Genomic DNA, 17,024 nt, shown 5'->3' with positions numbered 1-17,024 from the left:
GTTAGATGTTTAATGCTAATCAGCACCCTGTTTTCTTTCTAACTGATTATTCAACTGCCAATAAGCATCCAAAGCATTTTCTAAATCGATTTCCAGATTGATTTTATCTAGCAGCAAATCTGCGTTCTCTTGCTTTAATTGTTCATTCTCTGCATGTACTTCTTTGACTTCGTTAGCCATAACAAACATTGCAATAACAGCACTAACCAATAAAACAGCTAACCCAGCATCTAATATCTTTTGTTTCACGCTATCCCTCCAATCAAAATAAGCCATTTCTGAGAGGTTTTAACACCTTTGTATATATTCAGTCTCAAATCTATTAATCTCTTTAAACAAGGTATCTCTCGTTGCTAATTTCCATATCTATAAGCTATCGGTCTGGTTAATCTTTCTTCTTTCACCAATTCCATGAGAGCGAACATGATCTCATCCCAGGGACGCCCTACTTGCTCCACTGAGTCCTCAAATCTGATGCCGCCGTTCCACTCTCTCTCAATTTGATTCAACTGACTTTCGTCAATCCCGAACTCCGCATCTTCGTGCATGATTCTCGCGTTTCCATTTTGGCGGAGCATTGGAATTGTTCTGCCGGAAGTCTTGAACTTAACTACTCCCATTGGTTGCACCTTCTTGGCAGTTCTCGCAATATACCCTGCCCGCTCTTATTAGATATTTCTTTTCTTCTGTAACAAGGTTTGAACAACCGAAACATTCATACCACCAACCGTTTTGAATAGACGCTTTAATAACTTCATCTGGATTATTTTCTAATCCGTCTGCGTATTCAGCCCTTCTAGCTCTTACATTTGTCCATTCACCTTCAAGCGAGTATGCTTCACTTTGGCTCATAGCCTTACTACGCTTTTCAGCAAATATTATTTCTTGATGCTCACATTGCGTATCTTGAACATGCCAGGCTTTCATCACGCATACCTCCTAAGATATTCTTGCGTCTCCTGTGCATTAGGAACGTTTCTATCCCCAACAGCACTATGGTTATCCCGCATCCAGTCCATGAATTTTGTTACTGTCTGCTCGTCCGTATCGTTTGGGTCAAATATCATTACTGATTTTAGGTTCATTCTTTTTCACTCCACCATTTCTCATATTCTTCTTTGCTCGAATACTGGAAATTCTTCGCCTGTGCATTGACTACGTCCACATGCCAACTCTCTACTAAACGAAATGGTGTCATGCTTTTGGGTTCATCAATGTGTTTAACGTAGTCGCCTAGTTTAAATATCATGCTCATTCCTCCTAATTTTTAATAGCTATATGACCGACTCTCAATCTCTTTTAACTTCTCCTCCAGCAGCAACCGATAGCGTTTGAATCTTGCTTTATTTGGCTTAATCCCTTCGTAATCCCATGGTCTTTTATCTGCTTCTATATGTTCATAAAAATCTAAGTTACGGTCGATTTCTTCATGGATACCTTGTATTAGGGCGTTGATTAAGTCTTTATCATTCATAATGATTCCTCCACTTCATCAATCGTGATTAAGTCCTCTGGCAGCACTCGATGAAATCCCCTTAAATTCGTTGCCACAAGATAAATATTCCTAAATTCTGTTTCCGTGGCTTTCGCTTCAAACTCTCCGATTCCAACTGGCGCTAAGTCTCCACCCTCTATGCTACCTAGATACTCGTAATCTTCTACCAACTCTATTAATGTCCGGAATCCGATTCTTCTTTTTCCTACAACAATGCCTTCCATTGGTTCTTGATGTTCAATTTCTTTGAATTTGTTCAACCACTTGCTTTCCAAACCACTATCCTGTATTTCTTTCTGTGAAATATAATTACTGCCATCCGTCACTTTTTGAAGTTCTTTTTTGAAAGTTACTTTATCCCCGAATTGCATCTGCAGTCACATCCTCAATAGTCACTTGATTCTCCGGCAATCCAATTTCCTCTAACTCTTTCAGATATTTTTTATAGCATGTCGGACCAAATTTACGTTCAATACTTTTCTTGTCTTTCAGTTTCCGTCCGCATCGGATGCATTGGTTCATGGTTAATTCGCTCCTTTTTTGAAGTTTCCAAGTCGGTAATTGTCTCCTTTGATTTCCACTGTGGTGGTATCTCTATTTACAATCCTGCTGAAATTACGATCGCCCATCTTGACTATCAAATCTTTTGGAGAATAGTTAGATGTGTAAATCGTGTGCAGCCCTTGTCTACTATCAACGATTTCGAACAGCTTCTCCCAACTCCAATCACTGTCTTTTTCAGCGCCTAGATCATCCAATATCAAAACATCCACTGTGCTTAATGCATCGATTAAATCACTCTCTGAATAGTCGCTGTCCTTGTTGTAACTGCTGCGAAACTTGGTTAATAGCTTTGGTACAGAAATAAAGATGCTGCTGAATCCTTTTGAAATGATTCCGTCCGTAATGGACTTGGCAAGGTGTGATTTCCCCACTCCATAAGCACCGGCGAATAATAGATTAATGGGCTTGTCCTTATCAAAGACCTCCACAAAGCGCCTGGATATTTTCAAAGCTTTGTCCTGTGACGGATTGCTAGATTCATAGTTTTCAAATGTAGCTTGCTGCAGCTCCCGATTAATCAATGAATGCTTATCAAATACGGTTTTCATCTTGTCTACTTTCAATCGATTCCTGCGATTAACAGCCTCGTTGGCTAATTTGATATCCTCACATTTACAACCGATTTTTGATTCAATCTTTTCTCCTTTACGTGGTCCGATGCCGATTTCCATTTCATAAACCTTCACATCTTCACCACACTCACAAGTCTCCTCCCTGAGAAAAGTCATACTGGGAATAGTCCGATTCATAACTTGACTGACGTGTTTCATGTTGTCTCCCTCCGTTTATCGCTTTAAATGAGTTTTGACGCCCTTCTGCCAATACTTTTTCAGCTTCTTCTTTCGATGTATTTCTCATGATGCCAACGGTATATTCTTCTTTTTTGCCTTTATGCTGCGCAATATGTTCTTTTAGTGCGTATTCAACAACAACCGGATCGTACTTTTTCCACTTGACCATGTTGTTATAAATAACGCTTTTTGCTACAGAACCAGTTTTTCGAGTTTCTCGAATGACATCCCAGTATTCCTTGTTGAGTTGGTTGAATTTATTTATTGAAGAAAAGGCCGGCAATAAATCTTTGATTTTTGACGCGTGGTCTTTATTCTTTTCTTCTCCTTCTTTCTTCTCTTTCTCTTTCTTAGTTCTCTTTCTTAGTTCTCTTTCTTCCCCTAGGTCTATGGATACCGTATCGATACCGTATCCGTACTCTATACATTTTTCTTTGAAAACCTTGATATAATCAGGATTCTTGACGTTTGCTAACTCTTTTTTTATAAGAGAAATAACCTTCGGCGAATTTATCCAATTGAACTTTATCCAATTTAAAATCATGATTTCTTTGGTAGGTTCGTGATAGATTATTTTTCCGTAATCAGTGAATCGTTGAAGTAATTTATCGACAGTTTCTCGGTTGTAACCAGTTTCTGTTTCGATAATTCTTTTAGGCAGCTCATATATGCCGCACTGCGTTGTTTTGCTATTTGTCATTAAGTACAAATAGAAATACTTCTCTTCCGGTGTTAAATCTAAAACGAAACCATCTTGCCAAAATTCGATATGAATTTGTCTGTATTTAGCCATTTGAATCACCTTTCTTATGAATGTTTTTATGGCAAGGTTCACACAACGTCTGTCCATTACTTACTTCAAATCTCAATTCTTCAAACTTAGCAAAGGGTTTGATGTGATGGGCGTTCAACACTCCACCTACCTGGTTACAGATTTGACAAGTGAATTTATCTCTTTCAAAAACTGCTTGTCTCCATTCTTTATATTCTTTGGTGGTCCTCCACTCTTGATTGGTAAGCCAAAATTTCTTAACCTCAAGAATGTTTCCATTTATCGCTAAAACACCCACCTCGGAAAGTGCTGCGATCATTCTTTTAATGAATTCGATATCCTTACTTAGCAAGATTGATAGAAGTTCCTCAAATGAGTGAGTGTCAGCAGCAAAATTCTCTAATTTTAAACTTCTATCTTTAGATGTCATGAGATACAACTTGAACCAGCAGACTAAGATTGAATCAGATTCCGGCATCTGCTCTATCAGTCGTATCTTCTCGTCCTCAAACATATTTGTACTTAATTTTATCCACTTCACATCACTCATTTTTGGATCACTTCTCCTTGTTAAGCTATATAAACTAACTTGCCAGTCTGTTCCTGTATTTCTCTCTTGAACAACGCTTCATCGCTATTACTGTCTGACAAATGCAGCAGGTGTATCTCCTGTACCTTTGAAAGGTCATTGGCTGCCAGCATATCCTTTAAGTTTTCAAGGCTCATATGCGACTGAATCAGTCTTTTTCTCATTACTTTTGGAACGATGCCAGCCGCAATATTTTCATCTAGTATTTCTTTGCTGTAATTACACTCAATAAGAAGGTGTGTAAGGCCTTTGAATTTATATCGAATGTAATAGGTGTCAGTGGCGAACAAAAGCTTGTCCCCTGCCTTATTCGCAAGCAAAAATCCTATTGGTTCGGAAACATCATGTTCTACTTCGAAAGGCATGATTTGCCATGTTCCTTGTTGAAAAGATTCCTTTGGTTTCACTGGTTTGATTCGGTGGTTATCAATATTTAAAGCATCTGCAGTGCCATGGCTCATATAAACATCAATGCCTGCTCTGGCAACATCTTTAACGCACTTGGAATGATCACCATGCTCATGTGTTACCAAGCAACCTGCTAAATCTCTAGTTTTAAAATCTAATGCAATCCGTATGTCTCTGAAATTTATCCCTGCTTCCAGCAGCAAGGGAGTTTCGCCATCTGTAACGTAATAGCAATTTCCTTTACTGCCGGTTGCAAGTGTCTTTATTTCAATCATTAAAATGGCACTCCGTTATCTGCCGGTTGGTCATCTAACGTCATTTGCTTTGTTTCTTCTTGTGATTGTTCTGCATTAGATTCTGTTTCTTTTTCTGGAGCTGGTTCTACAGCTTGCTCTGACTTTTGTTGCGATTCTTCCTGAACCTCGCTGTATTCAACATCGATATAATCTTTATTGGCATTCTCTGAAATTTCTTGTTGAGCCTGCGCTTCATCGATCCGTTCATCTTGTTTGTTAAAGTGATGCATAACCAAGCTACTATCATCACTGGAATTCAAATACTTTTTACAAGCACGATTGATAACTGTTTTCTTTGCCATTTCCTGTTTAAATTCATCGTGTGTAGATCCTTCTTTTTCTTTAGCTTGTCCTTTCCCCCAGAACTGTGCTTTGCTCCAAGCTTTACGTAAATCATCGATTGTCATTAATTCGGTATAAACATCGTCATTTCCAAAATCGATAATGCAGTAAGCTCCGATGACGTTCTCTTTGTTAATGTTTCCGAACTTCTGTTTATGAGAAAGGTTTTTAATACGTCCGTTCACCATTTCGTAGTCCACTTCATCGCCTTCATAGATAACTGCTGCATCAATATTTTTGGCGTCTGCTACACGTTTTGTTACAGCCATAGTCCCGAAATAAGAACGCTGGAATGTCAGTTGATTTCCGTAAACGATAAAGTACCCCTGTTTCTTATTTGGATTTAGACCTTGAACTACCATGTCTAACAAAGCGTTAGCAACTGAATCCTTTGTGCAAACCTCTAAAGCCGGCTTTTTATTTCTGTCTACCGTGTTCTGCAGTATTAACCAAGCACTCTTCATTGCGTTTTCCGGGCTGTAGTTAGCAGGGAAATGTAATTCCCCTGCCTTCTGGAATTGTTTAACTTTTGTTGCCACTACATCGACTGTATCTTTTTTTATAAGTGCTAATTGATTATTATTTGCCATGAGTATCAATCTCCATTTCTAATATTTATTTTTTATAATGATTCAACTTCTCCAGCGCCTTCGCACGTTTCGCATTCGGCTTCTTCATATGTTTCTAACGGCCCATTGGGAGTTGGTACAACAATCAGTTCATAAATAATCCCTTCGCCATCACAATCTTTGCAATTCATCATTTAAACAGCCGCACTTTCTTTTTTGGTATTTTCAACCCTTAATTTTTTGTCTGCTTTAGATACTACTAATCTGATAATCTGCGCTTGGCTGTCGATTAAATCCGTAACAGCCTCAGCGTTGTCGAACATGATTGGAGCGCTCACGCCGTACTGTTCTGACAAACGATTAATAATATCCAAGCCGATATTAACCTTTGCAGCAGTGTTTAAATTGCTGTAGGTCACGCCTTTATACATCACTTCACACGTTTCTTCTAAGCCGCCATTGATGTTCTGATTAAACAGCTTGAATTTCGCAATGGAAAATTCGTTATTGATCTTTTCCTCAAGTAAGTTGACCTTGGTTCTAATGAACTCCTCAGATAGATAAAGTTTTTCTTCTTGGCGTTCGAATTCTTCTGCCAGTTGTTCTTGCTGTTGTTCCAGTTCTTTAATACGATCCTTCGCTTTTTGAGAAAGCGAGATGCTGCTCAATTGCTCTTGTAATTCTTTCTGTTTTTCTTTCAGTGGAGTAATCTCTTGTCGTACCTTTTCCACTTCATCCATTACGCTGTTTTGCGATTGAGATACCTTTTCAGACAGCTGTTGTTTTTCCTCTGACAGCTTCTTATATTCGCTGTTTTCGATTAATGGAATAGCTAATTCTTCTGCACTTTCAACCTTGCTTTTATAAGTCTCAATTGCTTTTTTTGCTGTTTCGAGTTGCTTATTAAGATTTTCCAATTCATTGTTTATTGATTCGTTTTCTTGGCTTAATGTCGCTACCTTGTCTTTTGCAGCAGAACCTTTTTTAACAATAGATTCAAGATCACTAGATTTTTTAGCGTTGAATTGCTTTTCTGCCTTATCTCTCGCTTCATTGATTTGTTCTTCCGGCAGTTCTTGACCACATGCGGGGCAGTTGCAGTCTCCCGTATGCTCAAATTGCTTTTTATTTACCTCTGTCCAATCTTCACGCCATTGCTTCATATCCTCATTCAAAGATTTAATGTGGTCATCGTTTGATGCCTTTCTCGCTTCGGCATTAATGATTTTTGACTGCACGATACTTGCGTTTGAATCAGCTTCTTGCAGACTTGCTTTATGCTTGTACACCAGCTGTTGGTTATCTTGTTCATGCTGATTTTTGACTTGTGATAGCTTCAAATCAATGTCGCTAATCTGCGCTTTTAACTTACTGGCTTCACCGCCACTCTGAATGCTGTTGATTTGCTCGTTTTTAGCTTCGATATCAGCGTTTAATTGCTCTAGCTGACTATTAATATCTGATTCCTTTAAATCGCTTGTGTCGGGCATGTTTCGATTGATTTCATCAATGCGCACCGGAATGCGTTCTAGTTCCTCATTGATTTCTTTTCTTTTGGCAGCAATGATTTTCCGGACATCTTCAATGGATTTTCCTTCGAGTAATTCAGACAGTCTGTCCAGTTTTTCATTTGAAGCAATAACCTCTTGATCACTTACATCGCCGGCGATTGTTAAAAGTGTTTCCCGGCGTTCTTTCCAGTGCAATTGCTCGTTGAAATAAGTTGGATTAGTAATCTTTTTAAAGCTTTCTTCATCGATTAAATCTTTGATAAATGCTTCATATTCGCCTTTCTTGGACGGAACGCCATCAATTGCATAATCAGTTGTGTGACCGGTAAATTCTTTGGTTACTTGACCGCGCTTTTTTGTCCACTTTTCCATATAGATTTTGCTTAATTCAGTTCGTTTACCATCAACTTCAATCACTGCAGTAACTTCATGCTCCAGTCCATGAATTGTATTACCTGATTCATCTTGCGTTTTAATATCGAATTTTTTTTGATTCTGGCTGTCTTTATCAAATAGGAGCCATGTCCAAGCATCTACAGTGGTGGTTTTTCCGGATTCATTTGCTCCATAAATGTCTGTGTTGCCGTCAAACGTGATAGTGACATCTTTGGCTCCTTTAAAGTTCCTAAGCATTAATGAGATTAATTTGATTGTTTTCATTTTTTGTACCTCCTGTATATTTAATTGCTTTCCTTAAATCCTCTATTGCAAGATCAACACTTTCTATGAAATCTTTTGAATGGGCTTCTTCAACCTTCTGTAAATCCTCGATGCTTCCTAAATAAGCGATATCACTTGCCACAGAGACGAACGCATGGTCAATGTCTTTTCCTTCTGCAATCTTGTTCTTGTACATCTGTACGAAACGGTTCATTGCATTTACCTCCCGAACGCCTTATAATAGGCGTATAGATATTTTTTGAATGTAATTTTTAAAGCGCCTTGGCAGAGGTGCTTTTTTCTTTTGTTCGTCTTTCATTTCTTTCATTCCATAACTTCAAAACGATTTGTTTTTGCCGGCTGTTAAGTGATAGCCAAGCTCCTGCTTTGATTTTCATCATAATTCCTCCCATGTAATGCGTTTGTTTAAATCTGCGTGGTAGACACCATCAATCAATACCATTTCTTTTTCTGTGCTGATATCATCCGAATGGAAAATAGTTATGGCCACACCGTTTTCTTCGATGAACGCTACGCTCGAAATTTTTCCGTCGTTAAACCAACTAATCACTCCAACTGGGTACGTCTTATCCCAAACATTGATATAAGCTCTCATAACCAACCTCCTATACGTTAATCATCATGTAGTACAAAAACGTCATTGCTCCTACAAAACCTATCCTGTACAACCATTTGATAATGCGTTCGCTCATATCCGGGACTCCATGAAATCGTGATGATCTTGCTCAATAGCCACAACTACGATTTTGATTTGTTCTAATTCTTTGATGTATGATTCAATCTTGTTGATTTCTTTTAGTGATCTAGATGCGTTCTCTGCATATGCAATTGCTTTTGGAATATCGCACTCTTTTAAAGCTGCTGCTTCTTGTTCTCGGCAATACTTGTAGCAATCTTTTTCCTTTTGGAATCTTTCGAAAATGTTTATCATATAAACCCTCCTAATTTGATAAAACCTGTGATTAACGGTGCTGATGTTGTCGCAATATCAACTGCTGCATATAAAACCATAAGCATTTCCGGATTGTTTGTTATTTTGCACCATTTGAGTAAATCCTCGGCCTTCGTTTGAATCCTCCCAGTCTCTAATTTGGCTATATTGCTTCGGGTCATCCCCATTAATTTAGCCATACAAGATTGCTTTAGCTTTGCTCCTTTCCGCATCTTGATTAAAGCTGTCTGTATCTCCAATCCTCCCACCTCCCTTCATGTTCGTTATGAGAACATATACAGAATGTTCCAATAGCGAACCGCATTAATAGGTGAATAGAGTTATAATGTAATTAACCAATCCCTTAGTTGGTTTCTAGTTTGCTTGTTTTAATAGATTTACACGCTCGATGTTTTCGGACGCATTCGCCCACTTGATCACCTCATCTCTTGGGTATCTTGCGTTCACAATTTTTGATTTCGGGAAACCACTCATACGAATGATGTTTTCCACAGATGCTTTAGAAACTTGAAAATAGTTAGCAACATCTTCTTTTTTGAACATGGGAGGATAAGATTGATTAGTACGTGCATCATCAAGACCTTGGTTGTAAGCTCGTCTGCATAGTTCTTTCAATCTTTCCTCGAATAATCTGGCTTCGAGTTCTTGGATTTCTTGAGACATTTAGATCACTCCTTTAAATTAATGTGATAATGCAGTAAGTCTCTTCGTCATTCTTTGAAGAAAACACCACAGAATCATTAGAAAGATTGGTATTGTAAATTTGACTGGAAAAATCAACGTTTGTTCCGTCAGCAAATCTTATACCGATAAAATTTTCTGTTTCGAAATCAAGAAATGAGACATATTCGGCTACGTTCAAGACAGATACAGATGGTTCCGACGGAACATCATGATGGTAATATTCAGCTAATACCTTTTGATTGGTGAAACCTTTTAATCTATTGAAACTAACCGGAAAACTGTTGAACTGTTTGATTTCAGCCATTAAATCACCGCCAATTCCGGCAATAATTTGTTTACAAAATAAATTTGACCTTTTCCTGTAACTTTAGTTGTCCTGGTTTGACGTATAGCGCCGCCGGTTCCAGTTCTTACGCCTTTCTTTATTGCCAATATTCCTAAATCGAGAGAACGCTGCGTCGGCAAGTTGTACATGTCTCCTGCTTTTCTGCAGACATAACCGTTATCTCTTAACCATGTATAAAATCGTATTTCTCCAGTTTCAAGGCCTTTTTGTTTCAGTAGATTTGCCATTTCTTTAACGGTGATTAGGTCATTAGAAACTTCATAGGCATCAGCGAAGACAACTTTTGGCTTTTGAGTTTCAATAGTAGTTACTAATTTTTGATTTTCATTCACTAAATATTTATTTTGTTCAAGTGTTGAAGCGACAGCATGTTTAGAATTCTCATCTAGTTGTGGTAACCAGGAATTAACAAAATCTATTGCTCTGTTTTCTTGAACGTACCCACCAGTTTTTCTAATTGAGGGTATGACATCAATTGCTAACCAATCTTGAAACTTTTCAGCGATGTTATTTGCCGCTTTGAAAGCTAACTTGTAAACAAGTGGCTCTGGAATAAAATCACCACTTTTGAGTTCTGCCACAAGTGGCAGAAAGTTATTAACTCTTGACCACCTAACGTTTTCATAGACATGACCGTTCTTAGTTGTTTTTGAAACGAAGCCTAAATTTTTTGCAACTTGCTCAGCATCAAACGCTGGTTCGCCATCAATTATTTTTGCGGTTACTTTAAAAAGTTCATTTTCGAATACTTGTAATTGATTCATTTTGGTTCCTCCTATATTTTTATTTCCATCCTTTTCTAGTAAACTGGTACTAAAAGGGAGGGATATATCATGAGTGAAAAATCAGCAGATGAAATCGCTGCAGAATTAACGATTGCTTTATTGGAACATAATTCAAAGTTAGTAAGAGCTAATGGGCAATCTACTAACGGGTTAGACAACGCTACTGGTGTGGCAAAAGATTTTTACTTTCTTCGCGAAGTTGTTCGCGGAAATGTAAATCCGTATCAAGAGAAGAAACAGAAATCAGATTAGATAATGCGTTGACAAGCTCCGGCAAGAGTTGCAGCTCTTCGCTGGAGCCATTCTCGATGATTTGTTGAATAAATTCAGATAAATCATCTATTGTTTTGTATACTTGTTCCATTTTGCACCTCCTATACGATTTGTTTGTCCCCTCTTTGTGGTAAAATTTTCATGAAGGGAGGTGATGATATGAGAAATCCGTTGGCTGGGTTCATATCAAGACATGGACAAAAATTAGATATTATACGAGATAACAAATTTATTAAAAAAATTGATGGTTTGAAAAACACAAAGAATAACAAAACCGTCTTCCAAATATTTTTAGACGAACCAATACAAATAGGAGATTGGTTGAAAATTACTGATAGTCAAGATGAATACTTTGTTTTTGATATTGATACAGTTTTTATGAAAGGCGAAGCTCAGTATAAGAACGCTTTTATTCAAACTAAAGCTGAGTTTGAACAAGAAAAAAGAAATTCTGCAAATGTTGTTTTTAACATAGAAAAAGCTGAAGGTTCTATAATTGGAACTCAACATTCTGCAACTATTGAAAATTCATACAATCTTGATTACCTAAAGGAATTGATTAATCAAAATGCAGTTGAAGACAAAAAAGAATTAAATGAATTGATTGATATGCTAAAAGCAATCACCGAAAACAACATACCTGTTCAAAAAGGCACATTATCTCGTTTCTCTAATTCCTTAAGTAAACATTCTTGGTTATCTGAACCTATAGCACATTCATTAATAAATTGGTTAACTGGTAAGTGAGATCTCATCCGCAACTTTATTTAAAGTTTTGATCGCTTCCTGTCTTATGTTGTTTTGATTTTGTGGGGTCATCTTTTCTAACTCAATAGTTACGTTTATGGTGCCCCCACCTTCCAATACTTTTTCTTTAGACAAGAAGATTGAAATTAATGATTCTTTTTCATTGGCTGACAAGCTAATCCGCCTCCTATACGATTTGCTAGCCCCCTCTTTGTGGTAGAATTTTCATGAAGGGAGGGAAAAATAATGATTAATTACTTTGCTCTTTATCAAGTTGTTCTGGAAACAATCGAAATCAGAAAACCTAGTAATGGAAATAAATTATTTAAATTTTTAACTGATAATGAATTCATTAAGACCGAACGTTCTAATGGAATTCCGGATAAAGATTTAATAAATTCGGTTATAGAGACTATTGATAACTTACTTGATGACGGTCTAATCAAAGGAAAGAAAGTAGTTACTAAAGACGGCAATCTTTACACTTTCAAAGGTTTAACAACTTCCGGTCATCAATACTTGGCTAGTTTAGAGAAACCGGAATTTAAAGAGAAAGTTAAGCAATTTCTCAAAGAAGAAGGAATTCCTATTAATCCACAGTCAATAAGCAAAGCTATATTCCAGTTTTTATTTTGATTCGTCGGTGAAACTCTTAGCGATAAATGTTAAGGTAACCTCCACGGCATCTTCGCTAAAGGGTTTCGTTTTCACTGAATCTGTTAAAACGAAATCAACCTTGTATCCGTCGATGTACAATGCATCATTAGTTTCAACAACTTCTTGCGTTGGGCTAGGAATATATAAATGATTTTTATTTGTTTCGTCCGACATAGTTACCTCCTATAGATTTGTTCACATCGCTTTGGCTTATCACACCCAAGCAACAGCACCTAACATTATGGCGTTACCTATTGGCGCTGCTCAGTATCGCATTTGATACGTCGTGGCATGCTCCGCTCTTTTAGATGTTGTTGCTTGGATGTGATGACGATGTGTTAAATTGCATTAATTGCAAGTTCATCATCAAAAAAATATTCAATTGGTAAATCGAAGTAATTGGCTATAGCGTGAATCTCTTCGGCGGAAAATTTTTGCGCTCCTGACTCTTTTCTGTGATATGGATAAAGAGATTTTAATCCTAATAAATTCGCCATATCTTCTTGGGATAAACCTTTATTTTTACGTATATCTTTTATTTTTTTCAGATTTACTTTCTTCATTCAATCACCTCTTTCTATTGCACTTTTTGCAATTCGTTAACCAAATTATATATTGCATTTTTTGCAATGTCAATAGTTTTAATGCATATTTTGCAATTTATATTTGCAATAACTGCAAAAATGATATATTAGGTATAACTTAAAGCTTGGAGGAGAAGGCTTTGGATAATATATTAGGAAAAAGAATTAGAGCGACAAGAGACAAAAAGAATATAAAACAAAATGAATTGGCGAAAGTACTTGGGGTGACTCCTTATCAATTATCAAGATATGAAACAGGAAAAACTAAACCTGACCCTGATTTAATAGCTGATATAGCTGATCATTTGGAAGTAACTACTGATTACTTACTGGGAAGAACAGACACTCCAGAATCATTCCAATATTTACAAGCATCCGGTAGAGCGAATAGAAGACTTGATTATTATAAAGACAAAATAGCCACAGAATATCCGGATGTAGATTTAATGTTCAAGGATTTAGAATCATTCACTGCTGAGGAAATGAAAGAAGTATATGAATACATTAAGTTTAAAAAGAGCCAAAAGAAATAGAGAATGGCTTTGATATAGATAATATTTAATTGAGGGGTCGATTATTTGAAGAAATACTTATTTTTATTGATAGGAATGGCGATGCTTCTCGCGGCTTGCGATGATAGTTCTGAAGGTGATACTTCTGAGGAAGAAAATAACGGATCTCGAACCGAAGAGGTTGCTGCAGAAATAAATAGTGAAGAAGCGAATACAGAGGAAATGGGTAAAAGGGATGCGTTATATTATTTAGAGGAGATTACAAAGAGTTCTTTAAATATTTCTTACCTTACTGATGGTGACGGAGAAGCTGAGATAAAACAACTTTTGACAGAAGGAATAGATAATATAGATACTGCCATTAAAGATATAGAGAAAAATTTTAATTCTGAGGACCCTTTAACTAAAGAAGTTGTAGAAGTTGCCGATTTTGTGAAAGAGGCTTCTGAGAAGTATCTTGATGATAATGATTTTGAAGCTCTTTCTAATGCATCTGGAGAAATTGGATATATGGTAGGTGTAATAGCCCGTAATTATCTTGATAAAGAACTCCCTCCTACAATAGCAAGAGTATCAGAAGATTTTAGTGAAGTAGATGAATCTGAAAGTAATGATAAAGGTCAATTAGATAAACAAGTAAATGAAGAGTTAGAAGATTTCATCGAAGAATATAACCGCTACGGTTCACAGTTAGATGGTTTTGAATTACTCGATCCAAATGCCTTTGAAGATAGACAAGAAACTGAATTCGGAACATCTCAAGTATTACACTCTTCGGATGATTATGTAATAAGAGTTGCTTATGACAGCGACAATGAAATAAATAGCTTTGCTGTAGGGGTAGTTGATAATGAATCAGGAAATGCATTTTCTTCTCTATTTTTTGTTGGAGAAGTCTTGGGAATAAGTAATGATAGTTTAGTAGTTGCTATGTCAGAAACACTTGACGAAAGACATAATCAATATAATTTCAGTGAATCAGGTTATAAAGTTACGATTTTTAATGAATTAGAAAATCAGTCATCAGAATTGACATTATCAGTGTGGTTTGAAAAAGAGTAATTAAAACAACAAACCACATCAGCATCAGATGAGATCAAGAAATATAAAGAGCTGTTAGATTCTGGAGCAATTACAGATGATGAATATAACCAAAAGAAAAAGCAATTATTAGATTTATAAATTAATAAACCAACTGAGGGCGTATTTAGATACGTCTTCTATTTTAACCATAAAACGAACATACATTCTTTAAATGGGGGTTTTAGTTTGTATTCACACCTAGAGGATTATATTTACGAACTATATTTAAAAATTGGCATCACCGAACCTAAAGAATTGGATCTACAAATCGTGGCAAAAAAACTCAGTGTAGAAATCTTGGACAAAAAGAAAACATACATGTTTGAAGATGAAATATTTTTAGAACCAGGAACAGAGAGCGCTGGATGAATTTTGGCCATGAGATTTGTCATTATTTAAGGCATTGTGGAAATCAATTGAATATGCATCAGCTATTTATTGATCTACAGGAATATCAGGCGGACTATTTCGCTTATCATTTTTGCGCCCCTACATTTATGCTGGAAGATTTAAAAGTAAATTGTGTAGCCGACATTATGAAACATTTTAATGTAGATTGTGAATTTGCGTTAAGACGATTAGAAATGTACGAAAATAAACAAATCGATTATAGCCCGAACTATGCTACTTATCAAATAGCGGAAAATCAAAATAACAGAAACTATTAAATAATTATCAAAACTAATTACAAGGAGTGCATCATTATGATAAGAGATAGAGAAATTAGAAATGGAGAGGTCGGAATCTTTTTAGAAGAAATGCTTGAGATTGCAAAGAAAACCAACCAGCGAGGAGTATTTATAGAATTGAATAGAATACTGGAAATGTTAATCGGTCATTATTTTATGGGTAACAATTATGAAAATGATGGCATGGAATGGTCACGAGAAGATTCGAAAATTATGGCTTACCAATTATTAAACACATTGCATTTTAACGAAATGATTTTAGAAAAAGAGAAAAGAAAGGATGGATGATATGAAAATCACATCATTAGAAGAGAAAATAGAAAGCTATGGAAGAAATAGTGGTTATACCTGTTGATGATGGAGAGTTAATCGGGGATATAGTTACTTATAAAGAAGTTCCGAAATACTTTTTAGAGGATGAAGGTGATTTATAATGGCAAGCTTTAAAAAGTACAAAACAAAGAACGGTGAAAAATGGTTGTTTAAACTCAGAACTGTTCATGATCCGATAACTGGGAAAAAGAAACAAACTACAAGGAGAGGATTTGATACTAAACCGGAGGCAGAAAGAGCTGCAAGGGAACTGTTAAATGAACTTGATTTAGGAAAGACAGTTTACGACAACCCTATTACTTTTAATGAGTTTGCAATGAAGTGGCTGGATATCTATGAAAAAGAACGAAGTGTTAAACCGGGAACTAGACGCATAAGACAACACGAAATCAATAATCTTAATACTCACTTTGAAAATATTCGTATGATTGATATTACTTGGAATGTCTATCAAGAAGCATTGCATAAATTACAAGACAAATACGCTTACCAAACCGTGCATGGTATCCATACTACCGGGAAAATGATATTTAAAAAAGCAATGCAATTAGAAGTGATTAAGAAAAATCCTACAGAATATGCGTATTTAACGAGAAAAAAGAAAACCGTTGAAGAATTAGAAACAACGGCTTACTTACCAAAATATATGGAGAAAGGACAACTAGCATACTTTTTATTAACTGCAAACAGTGAAGGTCTCGATCTTGATTTTGAGGTATTTTTAACATTAGCCTATTCAGGGTTACGCGTTGGAGAAATGTGTGCTCTAAAAGAAACAGACTTGATAAATGAAAACGGCCATTATTTTCTAAAAATAACCAAGACTTATTACAATCCTAAAAATAATATTATTGATTATCAAATTTTCACGCCAAAAACAGAAAGCTCTGTCAGAACTATTGATATTGACAATAGAGTTGTTAAAGCCCTCAAAGAAGTAATAGAATTAAATCATCAATTAAAAAATGAAGTTGGAGAAGAATATCATGACGAAAACTTTATATTTGTTAATCGGAATAAGAATTATGGATATCCTATCTATCCTAAATTAATCGATTCTCGAATGAAACGAATCTTAAAGAAAACAAAGGAATTGAATCAAGAGTTATCTCCACATACATTGAGACATACTCATACTTCCTTATTAGCAGAGGCTGGCATTCCGTTAGAGAGAATTATGGAGAGGTTAGGTCACTCTGATGATAAAACAACAACCAACATTTATTTGCATACAACCGAAGAAGTAAGAAAAAGAGACTCCGAAAAATTCGGAAGTCTCATGAATAATTTGCTTGATTTTTAATGAAATGTGGTCAAAATGCGGTCATTTTTATTAGTATACCGCTTAAACCATTGCTGTA

Annotated in this window: 36 protein-coding genes; 9 read left to right on the top strand and 27 right to left on the bottom strand. The window is 36.1% G+C overall.

The window, feature by feature from the left end; genetic code table 11:
• Positions 1–15 precede the first annotated feature (15 nt).
• The 24 genes from MKX55_RS06185 to MKX55_RS06070 form a co-directional block, all read right to left on the bottom strand.
• The gene (locus MKX55_RS06185) at positions 16–249 is read right to left on the bottom strand and encodes a hypothetical protein (protein WP_339183273.1); all 234 of its coding nucleotides are present in this window, start codon (positions 247–249) and stop codon (positions 16–18) included.
• A gap of 104 nt (positions 250–353) precedes the next feature.
• Complete coding sequence (locus MKX55_RS06180) at positions 354–620, bottom strand: hypothetical protein (protein ID WP_339236854.1); 267 nt, start codon at positions 618–620, stop codon at positions 354–356.
• Positions 607–927, bottom strand: a complete 321-nt coding sequence (locus MKX55_RS06175; RefSeq protein ID WP_339236852.1) for a hypothetical protein — start codon at positions 925–927, stop codon at positions 607–609. The genes MKX55_RS06180 and MKX55_RS06175 overlap by 14 nt, the downstream gene beginning before the upstream one ends.
• Positions 927–1,085 carry a hypothetical protein gene (locus MKX55_RS06170; protein ID WP_339236849.1) on the bottom strand — a complete coding sequence of 53 codons (159 nt, stop codon included), beginning with the start codon at positions 1,083–1,085 and terminating at the stop codon, positions 927–929. The genes MKX55_RS06175 and MKX55_RS06170 overlap by 1 nt, the downstream gene beginning before the upstream one ends.
• A complete protein-coding gene (locus MKX55_RS06165) occupies positions 1,082–1,249 on the bottom strand; it encodes a hypothetical protein (protein ID WP_339236847.1) in 168 nt (55 codons plus the stop codon). Before MKX55_RS06165 ends, MKX55_RS06170 begins: the two co-directional genes overlap by 4 nt.
• A gap of 18 nt (positions 1,250–1,267) precedes the next feature.
• Positions 1,268–1,474, bottom strand: a complete 207-nt coding sequence (locus MKX55_RS06160) for a hypothetical protein (RefSeq protein ID WP_339236846.1) — start codon at positions 1,472–1,474, stop codon at positions 1,268–1,270.
• The gene (locus tag MKX55_RS06155) at positions 1,471–1,866 is read right to left on the bottom strand and encodes a hypothetical protein (protein ID WP_339236843.1); all 396 of its coding nucleotides are present in this window, start codon (positions 1,864–1,866) and stop codon (positions 1,471–1,473) included. The genes MKX55_RS06160 and MKX55_RS06155 overlap by 4 nt, the downstream gene beginning before the upstream one ends.
• Positions 1,850–2,017 (bottom strand): DUF6011 domain-containing protein, encoded by a 168-nt coding sequence (locus tag MKX55_RS06150; RefSeq protein WP_339236841.1) that lies wholly within the window; start codon positions 2,015–2,017, stop codon positions 1,850–1,852. The genes MKX55_RS06155 and MKX55_RS06150 overlap by 17 nt, the downstream gene beginning before the upstream one ends.
• A gap of 2 nt (positions 2,018–2,019) precedes the next feature.
• On the bottom strand, positions 2,020–2,745 hold the full coding sequence (locus MKX55_RS06145; RefSeq protein ID WP_339236838.1) for an ATP-binding protein: 726 nt from the start codon (positions 2,743–2,745) through the stop codon (positions 2,020–2,022).
• A gap of 13 nt (positions 2,746–2,758) precedes the next feature.
• The gene (locus tag MKX55_RS06140) at positions 2,759–3,643 is read right to left on the bottom strand and encodes a replication protein (protein ID WP_339236836.1); all 885 of its coding nucleotides are present in this window, start codon (positions 3,641–3,643) and stop codon (positions 2,759–2,761) included.
• Positions 3,636–4,172, bottom strand: coding sequence for a phage replisome organizer N-terminal domain-containing protein (locus MKX55_RS06135; protein WP_339236833.1), 537 nt, complete (start codon positions 4,170–4,172; stop codon positions 3,636–3,638). The genes MKX55_RS06140 and MKX55_RS06135 overlap by 8 nt, the downstream gene beginning before the upstream one ends.
• Positions 4,173–4,192: 20 nt before the next feature.
• A complete protein-coding gene (locus MKX55_RS06130) occupies positions 4,193–4,894 on the bottom strand; it encodes an MBL fold metallo-hydrolase (protein ID WP_339236831.1) in 702 nt (233 codons plus the stop codon).
• On the bottom strand, positions 4,894–5,847 hold the full coding sequence (locus tag MKX55_RS06125; RefSeq protein ID WP_339236828.1) for a recombinase RecT: 954 nt from the start codon (positions 5,845–5,847) through the stop codon (positions 4,894–4,896). The genes MKX55_RS06130 and MKX55_RS06125 overlap by 1 nt, the downstream gene beginning before the upstream one ends.
• A gap of 32 nt (positions 5,848–5,879) precedes the next feature.
• The gene (locus MKX55_RS06120) at positions 5,880–6,020 is read right to left on the bottom strand and encodes a hypothetical protein (protein WP_339236825.1); all 141 of its coding nucleotides are present in this window, start codon (positions 6,018–6,020) and stop codon (positions 5,880–5,882) included.
• Entirely contained in the window at positions 6,021–7,997 is a 1,977-nt protein-coding gene (locus MKX55_RS06115; protein ID WP_339236823.1) for an AAA family ATPase, read from the bottom strand.
• Positions 7,963–8,211, bottom strand: coding sequence for a hypothetical protein (locus tag MKX55_RS06110; protein ID WP_193065311.1), 249 nt, complete (start codon positions 8,209–8,211; stop codon positions 7,963–7,965). The genes MKX55_RS06115 and MKX55_RS06110 overlap by 35 nt, the downstream gene beginning before the upstream one ends.
• Positions 8,212–8,269: 58 nt before the next feature.
• Positions 8,270–8,398, bottom strand: a complete 129-nt coding sequence (locus MKX55_RS06105) for a hypothetical protein (protein ID WP_264299306.1) — start codon at positions 8,396–8,398, stop codon at positions 8,270–8,272.
• Entirely contained in the window at positions 8,395–8,613 is a 219-nt protein-coding gene (locus tag MKX55_RS06100) for a hypothetical protein (RefSeq protein ID WP_193065310.1), read from the bottom strand. The genes MKX55_RS06105 and MKX55_RS06100 overlap by 4 nt, the downstream gene beginning before the upstream one ends.
• Before the next feature lie 93 nt (positions 8,614–8,706).
• Positions 8,707–8,949: a hypothetical protein gene (locus tag MKX55_RS06095; protein WP_339236818.1), complete on the bottom strand. Its 243-nt coding sequence runs from the start codon at positions 8,947–8,949 to the stop codon at positions 8,707–8,709.
• Entirely contained in the window at positions 8,946–9,209 is a 264-nt protein-coding gene (locus MKX55_RS06090) for a helix-turn-helix transcriptional regulator (RefSeq protein ID WP_193065308.1), read from the bottom strand. The genes MKX55_RS06095 and MKX55_RS06090 overlap by 4 nt, the downstream gene beginning before the upstream one ends.
• Before the next feature lie 115 nt (positions 9,210–9,324).
• Positions 9,325–9,633 (bottom strand): hypothetical protein, encoded by a 309-nt coding sequence (locus MKX55_RS06085; protein ID WP_339236815.1) that lies wholly within the window; start codon positions 9,631–9,633, stop codon positions 9,325–9,327.
• Between the two features lie 13 nt (positions 9,634–9,646).
• Positions 9,647–9,958: a hypothetical protein gene (locus MKX55_RS06080; protein WP_339236813.1), complete on the bottom strand. Its 312-nt coding sequence runs from the start codon at positions 9,956–9,958 to the stop codon at positions 9,647–9,649.
• Positions 9,958–10,764, bottom strand: coding sequence for a phage antirepressor KilAC domain-containing protein (locus MKX55_RS06075; RefSeq protein ID WP_339236811.1), 807 nt, complete (start codon positions 10,762–10,764; stop codon positions 9,958–9,960). The genes MKX55_RS06080 and MKX55_RS06075 overlap by 1 nt, the downstream gene beginning before the upstream one ends.
• A 181-nt stretch (positions 10,765–10,945) precedes the next feature.
• Complete coding sequence (locus tag MKX55_RS06070; protein ID WP_339236809.1) at positions 10,946–11,149, bottom strand: hypothetical protein; 204 nt, start codon at positions 11,147–11,149, stop codon at positions 10,946–10,948.
• 68 nt (positions 11,150–11,217) lie between these two features.
• Here MKX55_RS06070 and MKX55_RS06065 point away from each other — a divergent pair, with 68 nt between their 5' ends.
• On the top strand, positions 11,218–11,805 hold the full coding sequence (locus tag MKX55_RS06065) for a hypothetical protein (RefSeq protein WP_339236806.1): 588 nt from the start codon (positions 11,218–11,220) through the stop codon (positions 11,803–11,805).
• Here the strand turns inward: MKX55_RS06065 and MKX55_RS06060 are convergent.
• Entirely contained in the window at positions 11,791–11,979 is a 189-nt protein-coding gene (locus MKX55_RS06060; protein WP_339236804.1) for a hypothetical protein, read from the bottom strand. The genes MKX55_RS06065 and MKX55_RS06060 overlap by 15 nt on opposite strands.
• A gap of 72 nt (positions 11,980–12,051) precedes the next feature.
• Between MKX55_RS06060 and MKX55_RS06055 the strand changes: the two genes are divergently transcribed.
• Positions 12,052–12,441 (top strand): hypothetical protein, encoded by a 390-nt coding sequence (locus tag MKX55_RS06055; RefSeq protein WP_339236802.1) that lies wholly within the window; start codon positions 12,052–12,054, stop codon positions 12,439–12,441.
• On the opposite strand, the gene MKX55_RS06050 is transcribed toward MKX55_RS06055, so the two are convergent.
• Positions 12,433–12,636: a hypothetical protein gene (locus MKX55_RS06050; RefSeq protein WP_256705829.1), complete on the bottom strand. Its 204-nt coding sequence runs from the start codon at positions 12,634–12,636 to the stop codon at positions 12,433–12,435. The genes MKX55_RS06055 and MKX55_RS06050 overlap by 9 nt on opposite strands.
• A 164-nt stretch (positions 12,637–12,800) precedes the next feature.
• Positions 12,801–13,025, bottom strand: a complete 225-nt coding sequence (locus MKX55_RS06045; RefSeq protein ID WP_339183242.1) for a helix-turn-helix transcriptional regulator — start codon at positions 13,023–13,025, stop codon at positions 12,801–12,803.
• Positions 13,026–13,186: 161 nt separating this feature from the next.
• Between MKX55_RS06045 and MKX55_RS06040 the strand changes: the two genes are divergently transcribed.
• The 7 genes from MKX55_RS06040 to MKX55_RS06010 all read left to right on the top strand — a co-directional run bounded on the left by MKX55_RS06040 (position 13,187) and on the right by MKX55_RS06010 (position 16,966).
• Positions 13,187–13,579 (top strand): helix-turn-helix transcriptional regulator, encoded by a 393-nt coding sequence (locus MKX55_RS06040; RefSeq protein ID WP_339183240.1) that lies wholly within the window; start codon positions 13,187–13,189, stop codon positions 13,577–13,579.
• Between the two features lie 45 nt (positions 13,580–13,624).
• Complete coding sequence (locus MKX55_RS06035) at positions 13,625–14,620, top strand: hypothetical protein (protein ID WP_339236800.1); 996 nt, start codon at positions 13,625–13,627, stop codon at positions 14,618–14,620.
• A gap of 33 nt (positions 14,621–14,653) precedes the next feature.
• On the top strand, positions 14,654–14,740 hold the full coding sequence (locus tag MKX55_RS06030) for an SHOCT domain-containing protein (protein ID WP_339238436.1): 87 nt from the start codon (positions 14,654–14,656) through the stop codon (positions 14,738–14,740).
• Between the two features lie 87 nt (positions 14,741–14,827).
• On the top strand, positions 14,828–15,010 hold the full coding sequence (locus MKX55_RS06025; protein ID WP_339236798.1) for a hypothetical protein: 183 nt from the start codon (positions 14,828–14,830) through the stop codon (positions 15,008–15,010).
• Complete coding sequence (locus MKX55_RS06020; RefSeq protein WP_339236796.1) at positions 15,007–15,309, top strand: ImmA/IrrE family metallo-endopeptidase; 303 nt, start codon at positions 15,007–15,009, stop codon at positions 15,307–15,309. The genes MKX55_RS06025 and MKX55_RS06020 overlap by 4 nt, the downstream gene beginning before the upstream one ends.
• Positions 15,310–15,345: 36 nt before the next feature.
• The gene (locus MKX55_RS06015) at positions 15,346–15,618 is read left to right on the top strand and encodes a hypothetical protein (RefSeq protein WP_339236794.1); all 273 of its coding nucleotides are present in this window, start codon (positions 15,346–15,348) and stop codon (positions 15,616–15,618) included.
• A gap of 145 nt (positions 15,619–15,763) precedes the next feature.
• Entirely contained in the window at positions 15,764–16,966 is a 1,203-nt protein-coding gene (locus tag MKX55_RS06010) for a tyrosine-type recombinase/integrase (RefSeq protein WP_339236791.1), read from the top strand.
• Positions 16,967–17,024: the final 58 nt, after the last annotated feature.

It is taken from the genome of Oceanobacillus sp. FSL W7-1281 (assembly GCF_037969835.1).
In the GTDB taxonomy this organism is placed as follows: domain Bacteria; phylum Bacillota; class Bacilli; order Bacillales; family Amphibacillaceae; genus Oceanobacillus; species Oceanobacillus oncorhynchi.
Note: the sequence above shows the minus strand (reverse complement) of the source record. Positions and strands in the feature narration are given on the sequence as shown.

Excerpts from the sequence above, each read along its gene's own strand:
- MKX55_RS06085 (WP_339236815.1), bottom strand. The coding sequence starts at position 9,633 with ATGTCTCAAGAAATCCAAGAACTCGAAGCCAGATTATTCGAGGAAAGA.
- MKX55_RS06015 (WP_339236794.1), top strand. The coding sequence starts at position 15,346 with ATGATAAGAGATAGAGAAATTAGAAATGGAGAGGTCGGAATCTTTTTA.
- MKX55_RS06155 (WP_339236843.1), bottom strand. The coding sequence starts at position 1,866 with ATGCAATTCGGGGATAAAGTAACTTTCAAAAAAGAACTTCAAAAAGTG.
- MKX55_RS06065 (WP_339236806.1), top strand. The coding sequence starts at position 11,218 with ATGAGAAATCCGTTGGCTGGGTTCATATCAAGACATGGACAAAAATTA.
- MKX55_RS06160 (WP_339236846.1), bottom strand. The coding sequence starts at position 1,474 with ATGAATGATAAAGACTTAATCAACGCCCTAATACAAGGTATCCATGAA.
- MKX55_RS06095 (WP_339236818.1), bottom strand. The coding sequence starts at position 8,949 with ATGATAAACATTTTCGAAAGATTCCAAAAGGAAAAAGATTGCTACAAG.
- MKX55_RS06080 (WP_339236813.1), bottom strand. The coding sequence starts at position 9,958 with ATGGCTGAAATCAAACAGTTCAACAGTTTTCCGGTTAGTTTCAATAGA.
- MKX55_RS06180 (WP_339236854.1), bottom strand. The coding sequence starts at position 620 with ATGGGAGTAGTTAAGTTCAAGACTTCCGGCAGAACAATTCCAATGCTC.
- MKX55_RS06125 (WP_339236828.1), bottom strand. The coding sequence starts at position 5,847 with ATGGCAAATAATAATCAATTAGCACTTATAAAAAAAGATACAGTCGAT.
- MKX55_RS06110 (WP_193065311.1), bottom strand. The coding sequence starts at position 8,211 with ATGAACCGTTTCGTACAGATGTACAAGAACAAGATTGCAGAAGGAAAA.
- MKX55_RS06135 (WP_339236833.1), bottom strand. The coding sequence starts at position 4,172 with ATGAGTGATGTGAAGTGGATAAAATTAAGTACAAATATGTTTGAGGAC.
- MKX55_RS06175 (WP_339236852.1), bottom strand. The coding sequence starts at position 927 with ATGAAAGCCTGGCATGTTCAAGATACGCAATGTGAGCATCAAGAAATA.
- MKX55_RS06045 (WP_339183242.1), bottom strand. The coding sequence starts at position 13,025 with ATGAAGAAAGTAAATCTGAAAAAAATAAAAGATATACGTAAAAATAAA.
- MKX55_RS06010 (WP_339236791.1), top strand. The coding sequence starts at position 15,764 with ATGGCAAGCTTTAAAAAGTACAAAACAAAGAACGGTGAAAAATGGTTG.
- MKX55_RS06115 (WP_339236823.1), bottom strand. The coding sequence starts at position 7,997 with ATGAAAACAATCAAATTAATCTCATTAATGCTTAGGAACTTTAAAGGA.
- MKX55_RS06050 (WP_256705829.1), bottom strand. The coding sequence starts at position 12,636 with ATGTCGGACGAAACAAATAAAAATCATTTATATATTCCTAGCCCAACG.
- MKX55_RS06165 (WP_339236847.1), bottom strand. The coding sequence starts at position 1,249 with ATGATATTTAAACTAGGCGACTACGTTAAACACATTGATGAACCCAAA.
- MKX55_RS06055 (WP_339236802.1), top strand. The coding sequence starts at position 12,052 with ATGATTAATTACTTTGCTCTTTATCAAGTTGTTCTGGAAACAATCGAA.
- MKX55_RS06140 (WP_339236836.1), bottom strand. The coding sequence starts at position 3,643 with ATGGCTAAATACAGACAAATTCATATCGAATTTTGGCAAGATGGTTTC.
- MKX55_RS06100 (WP_193065310.1), bottom strand. The coding sequence starts at position 8,613 with ATGAGAGCTTATATCAATGTTTGGGATAAGACGTACCCAGTTGGAGTG.
- MKX55_RS06020 (WP_339236796.1), top strand. The coding sequence starts at position 15,007 with ATGAATTTTGGCCATGAGATTTGTCATTATTTAAGGCATTGTGGAAAT.
- MKX55_RS06070 (WP_339236809.1), bottom strand. The coding sequence starts at position 11,149 with ATGGAACAAGTATACAAAACAATAGATGATTTATCTGAATTTATTCAA.
- MKX55_RS06150 (WP_339236841.1), bottom strand. The coding sequence starts at position 2,017 with ATGAACCAATGCATCCGATGCGGACGGAAACTGAAAGACAAGAAAAGT.
- MKX55_RS06130 (WP_339236831.1), bottom strand. The coding sequence starts at position 4,894 with ATGATTGAAATAAAGACACTTGCAACCGGCAGTAAAGGAAATTGCTAT.
- MKX55_RS06075 (WP_339236811.1), bottom strand. The coding sequence starts at position 10,764 with ATGAATCAATTACAAGTATTCGAAAATGAACTTTTTAAAGTAACCGCA.
- MKX55_RS06120 (WP_339236825.1), bottom strand. The coding sequence starts at position 6,020 with ATGATGAATTGCAAAGATTGTGATGGCGAAGGGATTATTTATGAACTG.
- MKX55_RS06105 (WP_264299306.1), bottom strand. The coding sequence starts at position 8,398 with ATGATGAAAATCAAAGCAGGAGCTTGGCTATCACTTAACAGCCGGCAA.
- MKX55_RS06170 (WP_339236849.1), bottom strand. The coding sequence starts at position 1,085 with ATGAACCTAAAATCAGTAATGATATTTGACCCAAACGATACGGACGAG.